Consider the following 19,587-nt stretch of genomic DNA (forward strand, 5'->3'; position numbering starts at 1 on the left):
CGTCAAGCGGACCTCTTTTTTGTTTAGAGCGAGTATCTTTTTTGTTTAGAGCGAGTATCTTTTTTGTTTAGAGTGAGTAGGTGAGGAAACATTGTACGATAGCAATACATCTTAATAGAGGACATTCATCGATTCAGACATCCTGTATGAGTCGATAGAACGGCTATAGATAGCGCATTCATTTTAATGTGACATACTATTTAGAAAAGTTGTATCACATTTAAGAGTATGCTAAAATGAGTAGGAATTTGTGAAAAAGAGAGAGGATGATTGTTTTGACGAACATGACGACAGTAGAACAATTAGCAATTAATACGATTCGTACCTTATCGATTGATGCCGTACAAAAGGCGAACTCGGGTCACCCAGGTATGCCAATGGGAGCAGCGCCGATGGCATTCTCGCTTTGGGCGGATCATATGAACCACAACCCTAAAAATCCAGAATGGTTCAACCGCGACCGTTTTGTACTTTCAGCCGGACACGGTTCGATGCTTCTCTACTCACTCCTCCACCTATCGGGATATGATCTATCGATGGATGATCTTAAATCATTCCGTCAATGGGGATCAAAAACACCAGGTCACCCGGAATACCGTCACACGGCTGGTGTAGATGCGACAACGGGTCCACTTGGTCAAGGGATCGCGATGGCAGTTGGTATGGCGATGGCAGAACGTCATCTTGAAGCAAAATACAACCGTGACGATCTCAACGTCGTTGATCACTTCACATACGGAATTTGTGGAGATGGAGACTTAATGGAAGGTGTCTCAGCTGAAGCGGCTTCACTCGCAGGTCACCTTGGTCTTGGTAAATTGGTCGTATTGTATGATTCAAACGATATTTCACTTGATGGCGATCTCGATAAATCATTCTCTGAAAACGTCCAGAAACGCTTCGAAGCTTACAACTGGCAAGTCATTCGTGTAGAAGACGGAACGGATATCGATTCGATTTCGAAAGCAATCGCGGCGGCACAAGCAGAGACGACAAAACCGACATTGATTGAAGTCAAAACAGTCATCGGTTTCGGTTCACCGAACAAATCAGGGAAGTCGGCTTCTCACGGTGCACCACTTGGTGAAGCAGAAATCAAATTGACGAAAGCAAGCTACATTTGGGATCACGAAGAGTTCTACGTTCCTGAAGAAGTCAAATCATTGTTTGACGAGCGGGTCGTCCAACGTGGTGCTTCTGCAGAAGACGCATGGAACGAGACGATGAAACAATACGAAGCAGCGCACCCAGAATTGCATGCTGAACTCGTTCGCGCAATCGCAAACGAATTGCCAAGCAACTGGGAAGCAGACCTTCCGACATACGACTTGTCGTCGAAAAAAGCAACGCGTCAAACAAGCGGTGAAGTCTTGAATGGTCTCGCGAAGAACGTTCCGACATTGTTCGGTGGTTCAGCTGACCTTGCAGGATCAAACAACACGATGCTCAAAGGCGAAGCAGACTTCGATATCGACCCAAGCGGTCGTAATATCTGGTTCGGTGTACGTGAATTCGCAATGGCAGCAGCTGTCAACGGTATGGCACTTCACGGCGGCGTCATCCCTTACGGTGCAACATTCTTCGTCTTCTCGGATTACCTCCGTCCAGCTGTTCGTTTAGCAGCATTAATGGGACTTCCATCAATCTTCGTCTTGACGCACGACTCGATCGCTGTCGGTGAAGATGGTCCAACACACGAGCCAGTCGAACACTTGATGAGCTTCCGTGCAATGCCGAACGTCACGATCTACCGTCCAGCAGACGGAAAAGAGACGATCGCAGCATGGAAAACAGCAGTTCAAGCAAAAGATAAACCGACACTCCTCGTCTTGACACGTCAAGGTCTTCCTGAACTTGAAGGTACGACGACAGAAGGTGCTGAAAAAGGTGGTTATGTCATCGCTGGTGACGTTACGAAAGCTGATACACTCTTGCTCGGTACTGGTTCAGAAGTTCACCTTCTTGTCGAAGCACAAAAAGAACTTGGTGAATCAGCAGCTGTCGTTTCACTTCCATCATGGGAAGTATTCGAAGCACAATCAGCAGAGTACAAAGAATCGGTTCTTCCAAAACACATCACGAAACGTGTAGCAATCGAAGCAGGGGCTTCACTCGGTTGGTACAAATATGTAGGTACAGAAGGACAAGTCATCGGAATCGATCGTTTCGGCGCATCTGCTCCTGGAGACTTCCTCTTGAAAGAATACGGCATGTCTGTTGAGAACGTTTTAGCGACTGTCAAGCAACTCGGATAATCATTTCCGGAAAAACGGGTCCGATCTTACGTCGGACTCGTTTTTCATCTATTATCATCTATGCAAACAATTGGAATTATAGTATAGTAAAAAGCGACGTTTTAAGTTAGAGGAGGAAGCAACTTGGCTACATGGATTTGGATTTTAATTGCCCTTCTTTGCTTGGTAGCAGGTGTCGCCCTTGGTTTCTATATCGCTCGTCGATACATGATGAACTACTTGGAGCAAAACCCACCAATCAACGAAGATATGATTAAGACATTGATGATGCAAATGGGTCAAAAGCCATCACAAAAGAAAGTCAACCAAGTGATGCGTTCAATGAGTGGTTCAATGAAATCACCTAAAAAATAAGCTGTACGAAAGGGGACCAAATGGTCTCCTTTTTATTTGCTATTTTTTAGAAAGAGAATTAATCTAAAATGTGAGACTATTTCAAATAATCATAGGATTTAAAAAAAGGGGGGAGACTTGAATGGGAGTCTTCAGGAAACTCGGTTGGTTTTTCCGACGAGAATGGAAAGCGTATAGTCTTGGGGTCATCTGTTTGATTTTTGTGGCAGGGTTAGAACTTATTCCACCAAAGGTCATCGGAACGACAGTCAATGGTCTGAGTGAAGGAAGCTTGACGAAGAATGATTTGATTCGTCTAGCTGGTACATTGTTACTCATCGGGGTCGCGACGTATTTCATTCGTTATTTTTGGCGTTTTCACATTTTCGGTGCATCGATTCGCCTCGGGCGATTATTACGCAGTCAACTGTATGGTCATTTTTCAGATTTGGATCAATCGTTCTATAAGAAATATCGCAGCGGAGATTTGATGGCACATGCGACAAACGATGTACAAGCTGTTTCGATGACAGCGGGGGCTGGCATTCTAACGCTCGTCGACTCGGTGACGATGGGGAGCTTTGTCATCATCACGATGGTCACGACGATCAGCTGGAAATTAACACTCGTGTCACTTTTGCCAATGCCACTGATGGTCTATTTGACGTCACGCTACGGTAAGATGTTACATTCCCGTTTTCATGACGCGCAAGAAGCGTTCTCTGATTTGAACGATAAGGTCGCGGAGAGCATCAGTGGTGTCCGTGTCTTAAAAGCAACAGGGGAAGTCGAATCCGACGTGCAGACGTTTACCGATCTGTCTGATGACGTCGTTCAAAAGAATCGTCGTGTGGCGAAAATTGATGCTCTGTTTGATCCGACGATTTTTGGATTAGTCGGTCTATCGTATATCATTGCGGTCGGCTATGGCGCCTACTTGTTACGACAAGGCGAAATCCGGATTGGTGATATCGTTTCCTTCACTACATATCTTGGTTTATTGACGTGGCCAATGCTCGCCTTCGGTTGGTTGTTCAACATCGTTGAACGGGGTCGTGCTTCCTATGACCGGATCGAACGGATGCTTGCGATCGAACCAGAAATTAAAGATGCGAAGGAAGCAGCAACGAGTGTCTCATCATCAGAACTTCATGTCGGGATTAAACGATTCATCTATGACACGCAACCGGTCCTTCAAGAGATCGATGTGACGTTGAAGCCCGGTAAATCGCTCGGAATCGTCGGGAAGACGGGTGCCGGGAAATCGACATTCGTTCGTTTGTTATCGCGTGAATATGACGTTAAACAAGGCGCCATCACGATTGGTGGACGAGACATCAAACAATTGACGCGTGACACCGTCCGTCGTCAAGTAGCGATCGTTCCACAGGATCATTTCTTATTCTCCGCGTCGATTGCCGATAATATCGCCTTTGCAAAACCGGATGCATCAATGGAAGACATCATGGAAGCGGCACGTATTGCAGCAGTCCATGAGGATATTCTTGGATTTAAGGAAGGGTACGCGACGATGGTCGGGGAGCGTGGGGTGACGTTATCTGGCGGTCAAAAACAACGGATCTCGATTGCCCGAGCATTATTAGCGGATTGTCCGATTTTAGTACTCGATGATGCCTTGTCTGCGGTCGATGCGAAAACCGAAGAAGCGATCATCCACCACTTCCGTACGGCGGATCACGATCAAGCGCAAATCATCGTTGCCCACCGATTATCGGCTGTGTCGCATACCGATGAGATCATCGTCCTTGAAGACGGTCGGATCATCGAGCGAGGAACACATGAGCAATTACTCGCTCATGACGGTTGGTATAAAGAGACGTACGATCGCCAGCAACTAGAATCACTCGTTGAACAAGGAGGGCGTTCTGAATGAATCATGATATCAATGAAAAAGCCGTCCTGAAACGATTGCTTGATTTCGTCAAACCGTTCAAAAAGCAAGTCAGCATCGCTTTCATCCTGCTGTTCATTACGACAGCGGCAAAACTCGGGGGACCGTATCTCGTCAAGATTTTTATCGATGAATATGTCGCACCGGGTACGTATCCGGTAAAGGAAGTTGCACTTTTGTTTACGGCGTACTTGTTATTGCATACAACAGGGATCATCGTCGATTACTTGCAAGCATTTGAGTTCCAAAAGATTGCCTTACAAGTCATTCAACGCTTGCGTATCGATGTATTCCGACACGTCATGCACTTACGACTCGCTTATTTTGATCGAACGCCTGCTGGGGTACTCGTCTCCCGGATCACGAACGATACGGAAGCGATTAAAGAACTTTACATCGGTGTCTTATCGACATTCGTGCAAAGCGGTGTCCAGTTGATTGGGACATATATCTTCCTCTATCTGTTAGAACCGCGACTCGCGACGATTGCGTTATTGTTGTTACCACTGTTTTATTTCATCATTTGGATTTACCGGAAGTATTCGACGAAGTATTACGCGGAAGTCCGCGATTTACTGTCGAAAATCAATGCCCAACTGAATGAATCGATCAACGGGATGGCGATCATCCAGCAGTTCCGCCAAGAAAAGCGTCTAATGGCAGAATTCGAAGAGACGAACGTCGCCCACCAGAATGGACGTTATAAGAACTTGAAGCTCGATAGCTGGTTACTACGACCCATCATCGAATTGTTACTGGCGATTTCGATTGCGACACTCGTGACGTATTTCGGTGTCTTATCGTTCTCACAAACGGTCCAAGTCGGTGTCGTCTATGCCTTCATCAGCTACATGGAGCGAATTTTCCAACCGGTTCAGCAAATCATGCAACAATTGTCTGAGTTCCAACAAGCTGTCGTCTCGGCAGACCGTGTATTCAAGGTGCTCGATACGGATGAACCGGAACCAACGAAACAGCTCGAAGGGGATGCACGTGTGTCGGAAGGACATATCGTCTTTGAAGATGTTCGCTTTAGTTATGATGGAGAGAAAGATGTTTTGAAAGGAATTTCATTCGAGGCGAAAAAAGGACAGACGATTGCCCTCGTTGGTCATACGGGAAGCGGAAAAAGTTCGATCATCAACATCCTCATGCGATTTTACGCTTACCAATCGGGTCGGATTTTGATCGATGGTCAACCGCTCGAGCAGTTATCGGAGGAAGAACTTCGGAAGCATGTCGGACTCGTCCTGCAGGATTCATTTTTGTTTACGGGTACGGTCGCGGATAACATTCGATTGTTCGACAGTTCGATTTCCTTTGATCGTGTTGAAGCGGCCGCGCAGTTCGTTCAAGCCGACGGATTCATCAATCAACTCGATCAGCAATATGACAGTCCCGTCGCCGAGCGGGGTGCGACATTCTCCGCTGGAGAACGTCAGTTGATTTCCTTCGCACGCACAATGGCACGGGATCCGAAAATCCTGATTCTCGATGAAGCGACAAGTTCGATTGATACGGAAACGGAAGAAAAAGTCCAAGTGGCGCTCGAACGGATGCGCGAGGGTCGGACGACGATTGCCATTGCCCACCGATTATCAACGATTCAAGATGCTGATTTGATTCTTGTATTGCATCAAGGGGAAGTGATCGAGCAAGGTAACCATCAAGAATTGATCGCGCAAGATGGACTGTATAAGAAGATGTATCAACTGCAATCTGGTCATGTCACGGTCTCTTAAAAAAATAGCTATAAAAAAAGCCTGCCAGGCGATCTCGCCCGGCAGGTTGTTTATTTTGATTAGTAGACTGTAACTGTGACGTTTTGGCGACCCCAGTTGAGTGCTTCTTGTTGTGAACCAACGAGAAGATCAAGACGGTTACCTTGGATTGCGCCACCACGGTCGAGTACGATTGCTTCACCAATGCCTTCGATGTGCATACGTGTACCGATTGGATATTGCGAAGAAGCTGCTACGATACGCATACCATTGTACGTGATCGTATTTGTAACGTCATAACCGCTTGCTGTCAACGCACGACCATTGTAGAGTTGGCTACCATTGTTAGATGGGTCGTTCGTGTAAGCACTGACGTTCATCGTCACTTTTGTACCTGATTTTGCAGGTGTTGATTGTTTTGTTGCAGTTGCTGGTTGAGCTGCTGCTTTTGGTGCTGGCTTCGCAGCCGGTTGAGCCGCTGGCTTCGCAGCTGGTTGAGCTGCTGGTGCTTTCGCTACGCTACCGAGTGTTGTATATGCACTGTGTACATAGCGTGTTTTACCGTCGATTGTTGTTTTGATCCATGCACCGACTTTACCTTCTACGTTGACTTTTTCACCTTTGTAGAGGTTACCGACATCTTTCGAGCTTGTCGTTGGTTGTGTGCGGACATTTAATACTGCCGTAGTAACTGTAGCTTTTTTAAAGTCGAATGAGCCTGCTGCAGACGTATACGCGCCATGGACATAACGTTTTTGACCGTTAATGTGTGTTTGGATCCATGCGCCAGAACGTCCTTCGACATTTAATGTTTGACCTTTATATACATTGCCTACGTCTGCTGATGCAGTTGTAGGTGCTGTGCGTACGTTGAGTACTGGTGTATTTACTGTTACCGTTTCTGAGGCAGCCTCTGTCTCTTGGGCAAATCCTACTGATAGAGCTGTTGCTGCAAGACCGGCAGCGAAAACTGCTTTTTTCATTATTGATGTCCTCCTGACATATGCTGTGTTTACTGTTCCTACTTTACACGGCAAATCTGACTTGTGCGTTTACAGGTCAATGTCATTCGAGTTACAAACTAAGCTTGTATGACAAGAAGATTGCAAAAGAAGGGTTTTTGTCATCGGTAGGACATACTAATTATGAAAAATAGACATTTATAGGTCTTTTGACTTACTTTCGATGAAATATTCGAACAATTTAAAAGGAAAAAGACTTAAATATAGAAACTATGTCATCCTTTTATCGTCTAGTGATGAAAAAGTGAAATAGGTGATATGCAGATCAATACTTGACGATCGTCGTCACACCAAACGCTGTCAGATAGGAACGATGGTACAATTCCTGCATCCAATCGTTAGCGGAAAGCTGAAACGTGCCGTGAATCGTTTGGTATGTTCGTTGTTGAATATTGATGTCAATCGGCTCTACTAGTGGAGCGGACGGTAGATGGTCATGCATGCTGTCATTTTGATTTTCAATGTAGAGTAATTCGAGGACATCTCCTTCTTCAATATAACGCTCTAAGTAAATCATGAACTCCCATTGATCAGCACCATCAATCGTATAAAGGTAAGACATCGTGAATCGTCCTTGCTTCAAGGAGACATATTCAAGCGGTTCGACTTCATCTACGTATAATCGAGGAAGATCGTCAGGTACATAAAAGGGACGGGAACTAGATAAGAACGTAAGAGCAGACATAAAGCACCTCCATCAGAAATAAGAAGTCATAAAAAAGTCAGCATTCGCACTCGAATGCTGACTAGATCGTGCATTAGGATAAGAGCGGTTCGTTTGAACCGTGAATGGTGTAGTTTTGGACCGTCCGTGAATATTCTAAAAGTAGGACGTCGAGTTCATGGCTAAGTTGCAAAACACGCGGGGAGGTGAAGCTGGACTGGTCAGCTTGATGATATAATTCGCTACGTTTGGCTTCAATGGCTAACGTCAATAGTTGTTGTGTCGTCATAGCGGTCTCCCTTACATTGGTGTCGTATCCATATTCTAGCAAGTCCATTTACTGGGTGCAACGAGATTTCAGTAAAATTGACGAAATGTAATTTTTTTGTAATTTTGGCGGACACGAATCTTTTGCAACTTTCTATGAGATAATAGGTGCTAAATGCAGAGGAGTTTGGCAAAATAGAGAAGGAACTTCTTCTATAGTAGTAAAGAAAGGGGATGCTCATATGGAGCTCTCATTGTGGTTAGCGTTCGGAGCCGGTTTGTTATCATTCGTCTCTCCGTGTACGTTGCCGCTGTATCCTGTATTTCTCTCCTATATTACAGGAGTGTCGGTCACAGATTTGAAGGAACGAGGGGTACGGGAAAGGCGATCCCTGTTTCACACGTTAGCTTTCCTCGTTGGATTTGCGATGGTCTTCGCTGTGCTCGGACTCTCGACATCCTTGTTCGCAGATGTCTTTATCACATATCGGGATACGTTACGGATGGTCGGGGCACTCGTCATCTTCGTGTTCGGTGTCGTTCTCGTCGGGTTATGGCAACCGACATTCTTGATGCGTGAAAAGAAACTGAATCTTGGGGAACGAAAAGGGGGATACGTCGGAACGGTACTCGTCGGAATCGGTTTTGCGGCTGGTTGGACACCGTGTACAGGTCCGATTCTCGCAGGAGTCATCGGATTAGCTGCGACCAATCCGAGCCAAGGTATGTTCTACATGCTCGCGTACGTCCTTGGGTTCTCGATTCCTTTCTTATTAATGGCATTTTTCGTAGGTCGTTCGCGTCTGTTCGTGCAGTATAGTCTGAAATTAACGAAATTCGGTGGAGCTTTGATGATGGTCTTCGGTGTCATGCTGTATTTTGACGGTCTCAGTAAATTCGCGGCATGGATGAGTGACATCGTCGGATTCACAGGATTTTAATCAAGGAAGTGATCGGATGATTTGGATATCAACTGGGGTAGCGCTCGTCATGGGTTTGCTGATCAGCTTTATTCGCGTGAAGGCATCAGCAAAACCGACGAACGCTAAAAAAATCTTGATCCCACCGTTTGCGATGTCAACGGGAATGCTACAGTTTTTATACCCAGCTTCCCGTCTGACATGGACGGAGGTAGCAGAAGCGTTGCTCATTGGAGCCATCTTCAGTATCTTTTTGATCAAGACATCCAATTTTTATGAAGCGGAAGGGCAGATTTATCTGCAACGTTCGAAAGCGTTTTTCATCGTCTTATTCGGCATCTTATTCATTCGGACGATTGCGAAATTCTTTATCGGAGGGCAAATCGACATCTTCGAGACGGGTGGGATCTTTTATCTCGTCGCCTTCGGTATGATTGCCCCGTGGCGCTTCGCGATGTATCTCAAATTCAAAAAGGTGAAATCGGGCACCGTGTCTGTAGCACATTTACCCCAATAAAAAACCGCTGAAGGTGACTTCGGCGGTTTTTTCGTGCATCCTTCAATTTTGGAAGTATAATGCGTAGTCTCGCCAGTCGATGGCGTGCTCCGTCAAAGCTTTTTTCAAGAATTTATGATCGCGTTTCGGCGTCGCAGAAATATACCCTTTGACGACCAGTTCAGATGTCATCTCTGTCGCCCGTTCCTCGAGTGCGAACTGTCCGATCCGCCCGGCAATCTTGCGGCGTGCGACATCACGAAATGCCGATGGGACCGGCATGACGAGAGCGTTCAATAACTCCATCGTCTCATCCGTCCAAAGGTGTCGTGTCTTGTCGATGTACTCATCTTCCCAGTCCATCATCGATTTACCGTCTTCTTTCGGCAACTTCTTGAGGAACTTCCGGAACATGAAAAACCCGCCGATTGCCATGAGTGTAATCATGATAAAGCCCCAGAGCAGAATCCCGTTCATGAACCATTCCATGCGCGACTCATCCCCCTTTCACATCAAATATAGATTAGCATAAATCAGGTGGACGTGCTATGATGAATGACGGAGAAAGTGAGGCGAAAAAATGCTGCAACCATATGTACAATTGGACGAGACCGGACAGCCCCGTAAAGGTGTCTTACCTGAAACAGCGGACGGTCGGATCGTTGAATTCTATTATGATACAAAGGGTGAGGAGATTACAGTCATCTTCGTCACCGTTCCGGCAGAAGATGCGAGCCGGAAGCGTGCGTTTACGGTCGGGAAAACGTTCAAGACGGTCTCGACACTCGAAGACTTCACATTACTTCACTATGAATGGGCAAATGACCAGATTTTTGCGACACTCGAGATGTTCGCGGATGGGTCGAAACGTCAAATCGACGCTTCGAGATTGCTCGACTATTAAAAAAGAAGGAGATGCGGATTGCCGCGTCTCCTTCTTTTGATATTTAAGAAATATGAAGTCGGATGACCTCGTCATGAAGGTCAACCTGTCCACCGATCGGGAACGTAAACAAAGGACTCGTATGTCCAAAATCGACATTCGCAAGGACCGGAATCTGTTTTAGTGATGGGTAAAGTGAAATCAAGTAGCGCAGATGTTCTTCCGTCATCTTCGTCGCGAGTTGGAACCGTCCGAAGACGAGCCCACGAATTGTCTCCGCGCCTGGTTGCGCCATCAAAGAGGCGAAATCACGGGCGAACGTCGCTGGGTGGACTTCGTAATCGTCTTCAAGGAACAAGATGGTATCCCGCAAATCAGGGAAGTGCGACGTGCCTTGAAGGAGGTTCAAGGTGCAAAGATTTCCACCGATCAGACGACCGCTCGCTTGTCCCGGAGATAAGAGTATCGGTCCTTTGTTCGGTAACGTGATGACATGTCCGCGATCCGAATCCCGCCAATGAATCGACGGCTTGATTGTAACCGGGTCCGTTGCGAATAAGACTTGTTTGAAATAATCAATCGTATAGGCGTCACGATCACGGAAAGCCCGTAACATTGGTCCAGAGTATGTCACTAAACCTGTATTCGTCAAAATGGCGTGACTGAGCGCCGTGATATCAGAGAAGCCACAAAGAATCTTCGGATGCGTCCGAATCAGTTCATAATCGAGTAAATCGACGAGTTCATTCGTACTGAACCCACCGCGAACGCAAAGGATCGCATCGACGTTCGGATCAGCGAACGCGGCGTGGAGATCTGCAACGCGTAACTCGGGATCACTGGAGCCGAACGGATTGACAGCACGCGCATGTTGACTGATTGAGACGCGTAATCCGAATGATTCGAGTGTCTCGATTGCACCGTCAATGATCTTCAGCTCGACTGTCGAGAGGCTCGAAGCGGGGGCGACTAAACGGACATGAGAACCATCTGTCAGCTTCTTCGGCGTTAAGGTCGGAAGATGAGCGGAAATGATTTCCAATCGGTTACCGAATGGGTCCGTTGTAAAGAAACGACGGCGCGGAGCAAGTCGTGTATCATGCTCAACGGGATAACCGGCGTCTTGCAAGCGATCACTCAATTCTTCAAATGTAGCGACGGTCAATCCGGGATGCGCTTTTTTGGCAGGAGAGAATGGCTCCTCGATGCCGAGGTGAAGCGCTGTACCGTGGTCTTTGAACCAAACACCACCACTTTTTTGAACACCAGCAGGTTTATCGACTTCCTTCATATGTAAAAGCCCGGCATAAAATGCACGGGCGCGATCTTCTTCATTTTTCGGCATAGCGAGTTGGACATGATCTAACATGAAGACACTTCCTTTACGAATGAGATTTAAGCAACGAACTGGGTGATCCGTTTCAGTTCACGCTCAACGAGATTCAAGTAGAAGACACCTTCGATCCGACGATCAAGAGATTGAGCGATTTCATATAAGTTCGTCCAGAGCGCTGCGAGATACGACGCTTCCTCACCAAGGGATTGTCGATGGGCAAATGCATAGTGAGCGAGTAGGAACTGGAGATATCCACGATCGGTTAAGAATGGAATCAATTGTTTTTTCTCTTCCATCAACCAGGTATAGTTTGTGTCGTAATACATCTTCGCATATAAATGATAGGGCTCATCGCCACCGGTAAAGAGTGTTTCACCACGTTTGACTTCTTCAATCAAGCGTTCGCTCCAATCAAAACGTTCTTTTTTGCGACTAAGGAATAATGGCAGGATGTATGGATGAGCCTGATCTGGCATCCGTGAACAACCGCGTTCATGTCGCAGTGCCGCATAAAGAAGTAAGGCGCGATCTTCGAATCCACGTTCGATTGCATATGTCATCCGGCTGAAGGCTTCACAGGATGGGCAATCACTGAGTTCGTCGCTTGGTGCGTCGACCCATTCCGATAAATAGTGATCGGCTTGCTCCTCGTCACCGAGCTTGCTGTAAACCATGAAGCTAATATAGTCGCGTGTGCGCGCGAATCCATGCGCGTCACAAAAATCGATGAATCGGTCAAGATCTTCTTCGAGAAGCGATACCGTCACGTCTTCTTGTTCTGCCATATAGATCAAATAGGACTTATAGTTCCAGTACAAATCAAGTTCTTGTTTTGGAGTCAGTGTCATCTCGTCTTTTCGGATCCATTCCATCAAGAGCGTGAAGGACACGAGAAATGATCGGAAGTGTCCTAGATCAAATTGATTTTGTGAAAACGTCCATAAGGAGAGGAAGCGGAGTGAATCATTAGCTGTTTCCTCAAAGATGGCCCATAAGGCCTCACCGCGTGTAACGGAGGGTTCTTCTTCCTTTAAGCGAAGATATAAAAGATGGAGTTCTTCTTGAGGGTTCATCTGTACCCCTCCTTTCTTATATAAGTATACCACGAGCGTTTTGAGAAATCGCAATTGAGCGAGGACGGAATAAAAAAAGATTCCGAACCGGCTCAATCGCGGTTCGGAATCTTTTCAAGTATTTGGGGATGAGTATTAGCTGTCGGATGTAGCAAATCGTGTACTGTATAACTGTTGAGTACTTGATGGAACGCCGCAATGGCATCATCGAAAGCATCACGTGCCGGATCGAGCGAAGGAACTTCATAAATACCTTCTTGCGGATCGAGAAAATGAACGGTTGGTTCAAAGAGTTGTACGACGTCACCGATATGAATTGCATCCGGAGGGCTCGCTAATCGAAAACCACCTCCACGACCACGGACAGATTCAATCAGACCACTCTGTCCTAAACGATAGACTACTTTCATCAAATGATTCTTAGAAATGTCGTAACAATCCGCTACTTCCTGGATTCGGACTAAACGATCGGGATGAGCTGCTGCGAACAGCAGGGACCGAATCGCGTAATCCGTATAACGTGTCATGCGCATTTTCATCACCTACTTAACACACATACTAGGGGGGGGACGCAAGCATTTACAACTTTCAATGTGCAAAAAATAAGATGCATTTTAGAGATTGTTTTTGAGAGTGGATTCACGCATAATGGATGGTGAAAGGTAGGTTAAATTATGCATTTCGATCAGGCATTACACCTTTTGCAACAGCTAGGTCCATCGATGGAGCAAAAGGGATTGCGGATCGCGACGCGCTTCTATGACTCGCTCGAGGCGACGTACGAAGAAGAATTGCGCGCGCTTCGAGAAGCGGGGGCTCAGGAAGGAACTCGGGCTCTGCGGATTTTACGCCTAAGTCAATTACTGAACCAAATTACCAATCAGCATGAATCGAGTGAATTGTTCAAATTGATTTTATTGAACGAAATCAATCAGACGAAATCGTTTCTGCTGACGTACCCGGACATCATCAGTCATGAAATTTTAAAAGCCGTTCAGATTGAATATGCACTTGAGGAAGATGCTCTTTTGCTTCAAGCATGGTCCATCGTCCATCATCAACTTGTCGATACGTGTCGGCATTTTTGTAAATACCGCCGTGCTGAAAATTGGCGGCAACAAGATATCTTATTGATCGCAGAAGAACATCATCTAGGAGCCGTCATTGATGAAGCAAGGCATGCTCTCTTAAGCGGTCGGAAAACGACCTTATTACATGTCTCAGCTGAAGAACTGGCAGAACGAATGTTAGCAAATGTCCTCTCCTTGACAACGAAAGGCATGATCGTCCACCACATTCGTCAAGAAGGATGGGAACAGCAGATGCAGGAATTCCTGACGATGATCACAGCGAATGATCCGATCGTCTTCGTCAGTGGATCGACGAACTTCATTGCAGACATCCAGCAACGACTCGATCCGCTACCGGTCCTGTTCGGTCCGTTCGTAGCGGCAAATCAATTACCATCTTAACGAGAAAAGCGATGTGTCACGCTCTGACAAAAGTCGGAGCATGACACATCGCTTTTTTAAGCTGATTTCGTTAAGCGTTTCGCGCGTTGAATCGAACGATCGAGTGCGAGATAGACCCCACCTGATACACAGCAGAGCAGTCCGACGAATCCAAGCGCAAAATCACCTTTTCCGGAGTCAAGGAATAAGGATCCGAGCAGTGGGGCGGTGACGCCACCGATCAACCACTGAAGACTCGCAGCACCGTTGTACGTTCCGCGGAGATGTTCCGGGGCGATTAAAGCAATGAATGTCATCTGCACAGGGGACATGATCATCTCACCGAGCGTATAGAACGCATAAATCGCAAGCAATACTGTCACGAGCACGACATAACTCGTTCCGAGTGAGAACAGGTAAGACGGCAAGAATGCGAGGAAAATCATGCCGATTCCGAAGATCGAGGCACCAAGCAACATGACTTTTCCGAATGCCTTCCCTGACAAGCGAGCAGCAATCGGGAACTGGAATAAGACGACCATGATTCCGTTGAGTGCCATCAAGTAAGGAAACGGATTTTGTTTCGTCGGTAATCCTGGCAGTGCTTCTTTCAAGAAGACCGGTAACATACTTTCGACGAGGGCAAACCCCATCGAAATGAAGACACCCGCACCGATGAAGATTAAAAAGACGTGATCCTTCCGCAATACAGTGAGCGGTGATACTTTGACTTCGTCTGTCTTTTCGATATACTCCGGTTTCGTTTCTTCGATGAAGAAGTAAAGAACGAGTCCATATAGGAAAAAGACGAAGGCAGCGGAGTAGAAGATGAGCGAACGATCGACGAACAGGACAGCACTTCCGAGAAGTGGTCCGAACGCTGCGCCGACATTATGTCCCATCCGAAGCAGACCGAACGATTCATTCAGGCGTTCTGGTGGTGTGACGTCAGCGACCATCGCGCTTGCTGCCGGATGGAACAGTGAACTCGATAAACCGAGCAACGCGTTCAAAGCGAGCAGCGGTCCGAATGAATCGGCGAACGAGAAACCGATTAGCGCGATGACGTCACCGATGATCGAGAGAACCATCAGTGGTTTTCGACCGAATTTATCAGCGAAGTGGCCACCGAGAACGGCGCCGACGAGTGACATGATCGGTCCAGTCGCCATGATGACGCCGACTAAAAAGTAAGAATCGAGTCGATCCGCGTAATAGAGAACTAAAAATGGTGCAATCATGAACATCATGATCCCGGTGATCGTTTCCCCGACGAACCGGATCCAGATGTTGCGATCAAGCTGTTTGAGTGCATTAAACATAGTAAAAACCCCTTATATTCCGTTTTTAGACAATAGAAAAGACGGATACGCACAAATATGGGCATACCCGTCCAAATATAAGAGGGCAGCATGCACGTATACGCATACGCACACCCTGCTTAATTAAAAATTAAACGATTGGGTGACGTACAGTTGTAGCCGATACAAAGACAGTGTGGACAGATGTCCGGGCTTGATGGAATACCATTGTACGTCTCCTCCTTCTGTAATAGTGAACTTCCTAGTCATCGTAAAGAAGATCGTGATGAATTGTCAACTTTAAATCTGAAAATTGAGTCAATGAAGTGAAATGGACGAGACCTTGAAAATTCGGTATGATAGACTAGTTGCGAAAAAGATTGATCGGACTTTTGAATATATCGGTGAAAGGAACTACCATACATGACAAACATTCTACAAACGGAAGTCGAAAAGCGTCGGATTTTCGGCATCATTTCCCACCCGGATGCGGGTAAGACGACATTAACTGAAAAATTCCTCCTGCACGGAGGCGCGATCCGTGAGGCAGGTTCTGTCAAGGCACGGAAAAACTCGAAATTCGCGAAATCGGACTGGATGGAAATCGAAAAACAACGCGGAATCTCTGTTACGTCTTCGGTCATGCAATTCGAATACAACAAAAAGATCGTCTCGATCATGGATACACCGGGTCACTCGGACTTCGGTGAAGATACGTACCGCATCCTGACGGCTGTTGACTCAGCAATCATGGTCATCGATGCGGCGAAAGGGATCGAGTCGCAAACGAAGAAACTTTTCCAAGTCTGTCGAATGCGCGGTATTCCAATCTTTACGTTCATCAACAAGATGGACCGTCAAGCGCGTGATCCGCTCGAATTGATGGAAGAACTCGAAGAAGTCCTCGGTATCCCGTCGGTTGCTGTGACATGGCCAGCTGGTTCAGGTCAACAGTTCGAAGGGGTCTACGACCGCGTCAAAGGACAATTCCACTGCTTCAAAAATGATCGTAAGACGATCGAACTCGGCGAGGAAGGTCTCGCGAACGAAGAACTCGCGACGACAATCAACTCGGAAATGTACGAGACGTTGATGGATGAAGTCGACTTACTCGACGGCGCAGGTAACGAATACGATGAAGAATTGATCGCAAAAGGTGAACTGACTCCGGTCTTCTTCGGATCAGCACTCGTCGATTTCGGTGTCACACCACTTCTTGAACATTACTTGAACTTGTCTCCTTCACCGACACCACGTGAGTCGAACAAAGGAAAAGTCGAGCCGGCGCAAGACTTCTTCAGTGGTTTCGTCTTCAAGATTCAAGCGAACATGAACCCGAACCACCGCGACCGGATTGCGTTCGTCCGGATCTGTACAGGTAAGTTCGATCGTGGGATGGACGTCGTCCTGACACGGACAGGCAAGAAGATGAAGCTGTCGCAATCGACACAATTCATGGCGGATGAGCGAGAAACGGTCAACGAAGCGTTCGCAGGAGATGTCATTGGTTTGTATGACTCAGGCAATTATCAAATCGGTGATACGATCACGAACGGTGATCCATCGTTACAATATGAAGCACTCCCAACGTTTGCACCGGAACTCTTCCTGAAGGTCTACACGAAAAACGCCTTGAAGTCGAAACAGTTCCAAAAAGGTGTCGAACAGCTTGCGCAAGAAGGTGCGATCCAGGTCTACAAGACGGAATACAACGAAATCATCCTCGGAGCGATCGGACAACTCCAATTCGAAGTCTTCGAGCACCGGCTCAAAGGTGAGTATGGCGTTGACATCTTGAAGGATGCCGCGAACTTCCAGGTCGCGAAGTGGATCAAGCCAGCAGAAGTCGCTGCTGTCAAAAAATTGACGGATTCACGGACGGTTCTTGTCTATGACCGCTGGGAGAATGCCGTTCTGTTATTTGCGAATGATTTCGTCTACGAGCGATTCGTTCAGAAAAACGAAGGAACGATCACATTGGTCGATTCACCGCAACAACTCTAAGTTTTTGACGGACTACTTTTCGAAGTGGTCCGTTTTTTCGTTCCTGAAATCTCGTTTGATGGCAAGCGAACAAGGGTAAAAACAGAGCGAGTTTGAATTCATATGAAAAAGGAAGGTGTCATGTGATGGCGAAACGGTTTGTTGGGATTTATCAGGATCAATCGAGTCTGGAACGAAAAATTGAAGAATTGAAACAGCAAGGACATCATGATTCGGACTTTTCTGTCGTCGGTCGAGATGACGCGGCAGACGAAGCATCGGGTGCAAGTTGGATTGATCAAGTCAAATCAACGTTCTCTAAAGAACCACCGCTCCGTGAGACATTAAAACGTGTCGGACATTCGGACGATGAGGCAGAACGGCATTACGCGGAAGTCGAGCGTGGCGGTCTTGCACTGTTCGTCAAGGATCGAGATCACGACCATGATCATGACCACGATCACCATCACCATCATGACCATGAGCATCATCATAACCATGACCACGATCATCGGCACGATGATAATAAAGTCGAAAATCCAGGAAACAACGCCTATGAAGCCAATCACCGTGAGGAAAGTGAGAAGAGCGACCGGGCGAAATGGAAAGCGGACGATCTCGACTAATACCTAGAAGTGAAGACGCCATATTGGTGATCTTCACTTTTTTCTCGCGTCCGGAGTCGCAAAGCGAGATGTGTGAGGAATCGAGGTGCTATACTGAGAGCATCGAAGAGGTGATAATACATGAAAAAAATAGTGACAGCTTTGGCAGGCATTGGTCTCGCGACTGCCTGGTTCATCAACCGATACCCAGTGTTCGGAAATCGACCAAGCCGTGCAGAGCGGCGGAGTTTCGAACGATCAGATCGCTTTGTTGACGGGAAATTCAAAAATGAGATGGACTTCCAGTTGAAAATGGAATGGGACTCGATGAAAAGTATTTTAAAGGACTACGGACGAAACATTCCAAATCTGCGTCCTGTCAAAGCGCTGCCGACGCTTCCATATCAGCGACGGCAAGACGATAGTGAAGCACCACGCGTCACATGGTTTGGACATTCGGCGTTTTTACTTGAACTCGATGGACAAACGATTTTCTTTGATCCGATGCTCGGTCGCGCACCGTCGCCATTCCCGAAACTGGGAGGGGGACGGTTTCAAACGACACAGAAAGTTGACCTTGAACGCCTTCCGTTGATTGATGTCGTCGTCTATTCACACGACCATTATGATCATCTGGACTATCCATCCGTCCTTGCCTTAAAAAATCGAGTCGGTCGCTTCATCGTGCCACTCGGGGTCGGGAGTCGTCTCCGTGGATGGGGCGTCTCAGCGGACCGGATCAAGGAACTCGACTGGCATGAATCGACGCGAGTCGGTGACGTCAAATTGACAGCGGCTCCATCGCGCCATTATTCAGGACGAAATGGTTTTGATCAATTTTCGACGCTATGGGCATCATGGGTCATCGAAGGCTCGCAAAAGGTCTTCTTTAGTGGCGATAGTGGGTATGGTCCGCATTTCAAAGCAATTGGTGAACAATATGGTCCGTTTGATCTGACGATGATGGAATGTGGGCAGTATGATGTCCGGTGGTCCAACTCGCATATGTTACCGGAACAAACGGTTCAAGCTCATCGTGATGTCAAAGGTCGTGTCCTGATGCCGATTCACTGGTCTGCCTTCATCCTCGCGTTTCATGCGTGGTTCGAACCGGTCGAACGGTTGCTCAAGGAAGCAAAACGCGATGAGATTCCGGTTCTGACACCAATGATTGGGGAGAGTGTGACACCCGAGAGCACGACACGGAAATGGTGGCGGGAAGTGCGTTGAGTAAAATAGCTTTTTGATTTTAATTGAATGAAATGATAAAAAAGTAGCCTTTTCGAATCACATCGAAAAGGCTACTTTTTTAGATGAATAAACAGACGAGATGTTCATCCTCGACTCTTACAGGAAAGCGAGAAC

Annotated in this window: 19 protein-coding genes; 11 read left to right on the forward strand and 8 right to left on the reverse strand. The window is 46.9% G+C overall.

Features of this window, described 5'->3' with window-relative positions; genetic code table 11:
* Positions 1-266 precede the first annotated feature (266 nt).
* The 4 genes from tkt (at position 267) to HZS85_RS09615 (ending at position 6,242) form a co-directional block, all read left to right on the forward strand.
* On the forward strand, positions 267-2,255 hold the full coding sequence (gene tkt / locus HZS85_RS09600; protein WP_214855376.1) for a transketolase: 1,989 nt from the start codon (positions 267-269) through the stop codon (positions 2,253-2,255).
* A gap of 123 nt (positions 2,256-2,378) precedes the next feature.
* The gene (locus HZS85_RS09605) at positions 2,379-2,609 is read left to right on the forward strand and encodes a YneF family protein (RefSeq protein WP_012370001.1); all 231 of its coding nucleotides are present in this window, start codon (positions 2,379-2,381) and stop codon (positions 2,607-2,609) included.
* A gap of 121 nt (positions 2,610-2,730) precedes the next feature.
* Positions 2,731-4,482: an ABC transporter transmembrane domain-containing protein gene (locus tag HZS85_RS09610; RefSeq protein ID WP_214855378.1), complete on the forward strand. Its 1,752-nt coding sequence runs from the start codon at positions 2,731-2,733 to the stop codon at positions 4,480-4,482.
* Entirely contained in the window at positions 4,479-6,242 is a 1,764-nt protein-coding gene (locus HZS85_RS09615; protein ID WP_035408695.1) for an ABC transporter ATP-binding protein, read from the forward strand. Before HZS85_RS09610 ends, HZS85_RS09615 begins: the two co-directional genes overlap by 4 nt.
* Before the next feature lie 59 nt (positions 6,243-6,301).
* Here the strand turns inward: HZS85_RS09615 and HZS85_RS09620 are convergent, their stop codons facing one another.
* The 3 genes from HZS85_RS09620 to HZS85_RS09630 form a co-directional block, all read right to left on the reverse strand.
* The gene (locus HZS85_RS09620; RefSeq protein ID WP_035408692.1) at positions 6,302-7,204 is read right to left on the reverse strand and encodes an SH3 domain-containing protein; all 903 of its coding nucleotides are present in this window, start codon (positions 7,202-7,204) and stop codon (positions 6,302-6,304) included.
* Positions 7,205-7,508: 304 nt separating this feature from the next.
* A complete protein-coding gene (locus HZS85_RS09625; RefSeq protein WP_214855381.1) occupies positions 7,509-7,928 on the reverse strand; it encodes a hypothetical protein in 420 nt (139 codons plus the stop codon).
* A gap of 73 nt (positions 7,929-8,001) precedes the next feature.
* Positions 8,002-8,196, reverse strand: a complete 195-nt coding sequence (locus tag HZS85_RS09630) for an aspartyl-phosphate phosphatase Spo0E family protein (protein WP_023467779.1) — start codon at positions 8,194-8,196, stop codon at positions 8,002-8,004.
* Between the two features lie 220 nt (positions 8,197-8,416).
* Between HZS85_RS09630 and HZS85_RS09635 the strand changes: the two genes are divergently transcribed.
* Positions 8,417-9,115 carry a cytochrome c biogenesis CcdA family protein gene (locus HZS85_RS09635; RefSeq protein ID WP_035408688.1) on the forward strand — a complete coding sequence of 233 codons (699 nt, stop codon included), beginning with the start codon at positions 8,417-8,419 and terminating at the stop codon, positions 9,113-9,115.
* Positions 9,116-9,131: 16 nt separating this feature from the next.
* Positions 9,132-9,611 carry a CcdC family protein gene (locus HZS85_RS09640; RefSeq protein WP_214855384.1) on the forward strand — a complete coding sequence of 160 codons (480 nt, stop codon included), beginning with the start codon at positions 9,132-9,134 and terminating at the stop codon, positions 9,609-9,611.
* 42 nt (positions 9,612-9,653) lie between these two features.
* Here HZS85_RS09640 and HZS85_RS09645 read toward each other — a convergent pair whose 3' ends face one another.
* Positions 9,654-10,079 (reverse strand): DUF2621 family protein, encoded by a 426-nt coding sequence (locus HZS85_RS09645; RefSeq protein ID WP_035408684.1) that lies wholly within the window; start codon positions 10,077-10,079, stop codon positions 9,654-9,656.
* Between the two features lie 91 nt (positions 10,080-10,170).
* Here HZS85_RS09645 and HZS85_RS09650 point away from each other — a divergent pair, with 91 nt between their 5' ends.
* Positions 10,171-10,494: a hypothetical protein gene (locus tag HZS85_RS09650; protein WP_023467783.1), complete on the forward strand. Its 324-nt coding sequence runs from the start codon at positions 10,171-10,173 to the stop codon at positions 10,492-10,494.
* 43 nt (positions 10,495-10,537) lie between these two features.
* On the opposite strand, the gene HZS85_RS09655 is transcribed toward HZS85_RS09650, so the two are convergent.
* The 3 genes from HZS85_RS09655 to HZS85_RS09665 all read right to left on the reverse strand — a co-directional run bounded on the left by HZS85_RS09655 (position 10,538) and on the right by HZS85_RS09665 (position 13,415).
* A complete protein-coding gene (locus HZS85_RS09655; RefSeq protein ID WP_214855386.1) occupies positions 10,538-11,842 on the reverse strand; it encodes a VOC family protein in 1,305 nt (434 codons plus the stop codon).
* A gap of 26 nt (positions 11,843-11,868) precedes the next feature.
* Complete coding sequence (locus tag HZS85_RS09660) at positions 11,869-12,882, reverse strand: hypothetical protein (RefSeq protein WP_214855387.1); 1,014 nt, start codon at positions 12,880-12,882, stop codon at positions 11,869-11,871.
* A gap of 92 nt (positions 12,883-12,974) precedes the next feature.
* Positions 12,975-13,415 (reverse strand): RrF2 family transcriptional regulator, encoded by a 441-nt coding sequence (locus HZS85_RS09665; protein WP_214855389.1) that lies wholly within the window; start codon positions 13,413-13,415, stop codon positions 12,975-12,977.
* Positions 13,416-13,556: 141 nt separating this feature from the next.
* On the opposite strand from HZS85_RS09665, the gene HZS85_RS09670 reads away from it, so the two are divergent.
* Positions 13,557-14,354 carry a hypothetical protein gene (locus tag HZS85_RS09670; protein WP_214855391.1) on the forward strand — a complete coding sequence of 266 codons (798 nt, stop codon included), beginning with the start codon at positions 13,557-13,559 and terminating at the stop codon, positions 14,352-14,354.
* Between the two features lie 56 nt (positions 14,355-14,410).
* Here the strand turns inward: HZS85_RS09670 and HZS85_RS09675 are convergent, their stop codons facing one another.
* On the reverse strand, positions 14,411-15,655 hold the full coding sequence (locus HZS85_RS09675) for an MDR family MFS transporter (RefSeq protein WP_214855393.1): 1,245 nt from the start codon (positions 15,653-15,655) through the stop codon (positions 14,411-14,413).
* A gap of 402 nt (positions 15,656-16,057) precedes the next feature.
* Between HZS85_RS09675 and HZS85_RS09680 the strand changes: the two genes are divergently transcribed.
* From HZS85_RS09680 to HZS85_RS09690, 3 genes are all read left to right on the forward strand, one after another.
* On the forward strand, positions 16,058-17,638 hold the full coding sequence (locus HZS85_RS09680; protein ID WP_214855395.1) for a peptide chain release factor 3: 1,581 nt from the start codon (positions 16,058-16,060) through the stop codon (positions 17,636-17,638).
* 125 nt (positions 17,639-17,763) lie between these two features.
* Positions 17,764-18,243, forward strand: a complete 480-nt coding sequence (locus HZS85_RS09685; protein ID WP_214855397.1) for a YflT domain-containing protein — start codon at positions 17,764-17,766, stop codon at positions 18,241-18,243.
* Positions 18,244-18,363: 120 nt separating this feature from the next.
* Positions 18,364-19,452 (forward strand): MBL fold metallo-hydrolase, encoded by a 1,089-nt coding sequence (locus tag HZS85_RS09690; protein WP_214855399.1) that lies wholly within the window; start codon positions 18,364-18,366, stop codon positions 19,450-19,452.
* Positions 19,453-19,587 lie beyond the last annotated feature (135 nt).

Source organism: Exiguobacterium sp. s130 (assembly GCF_018619055.1).
Classification (GTDB): domain Bacteria; phylum Bacillota; class Bacilli; order Exiguobacteriales; family Exiguobacteriaceae; genus Exiguobacterium_A.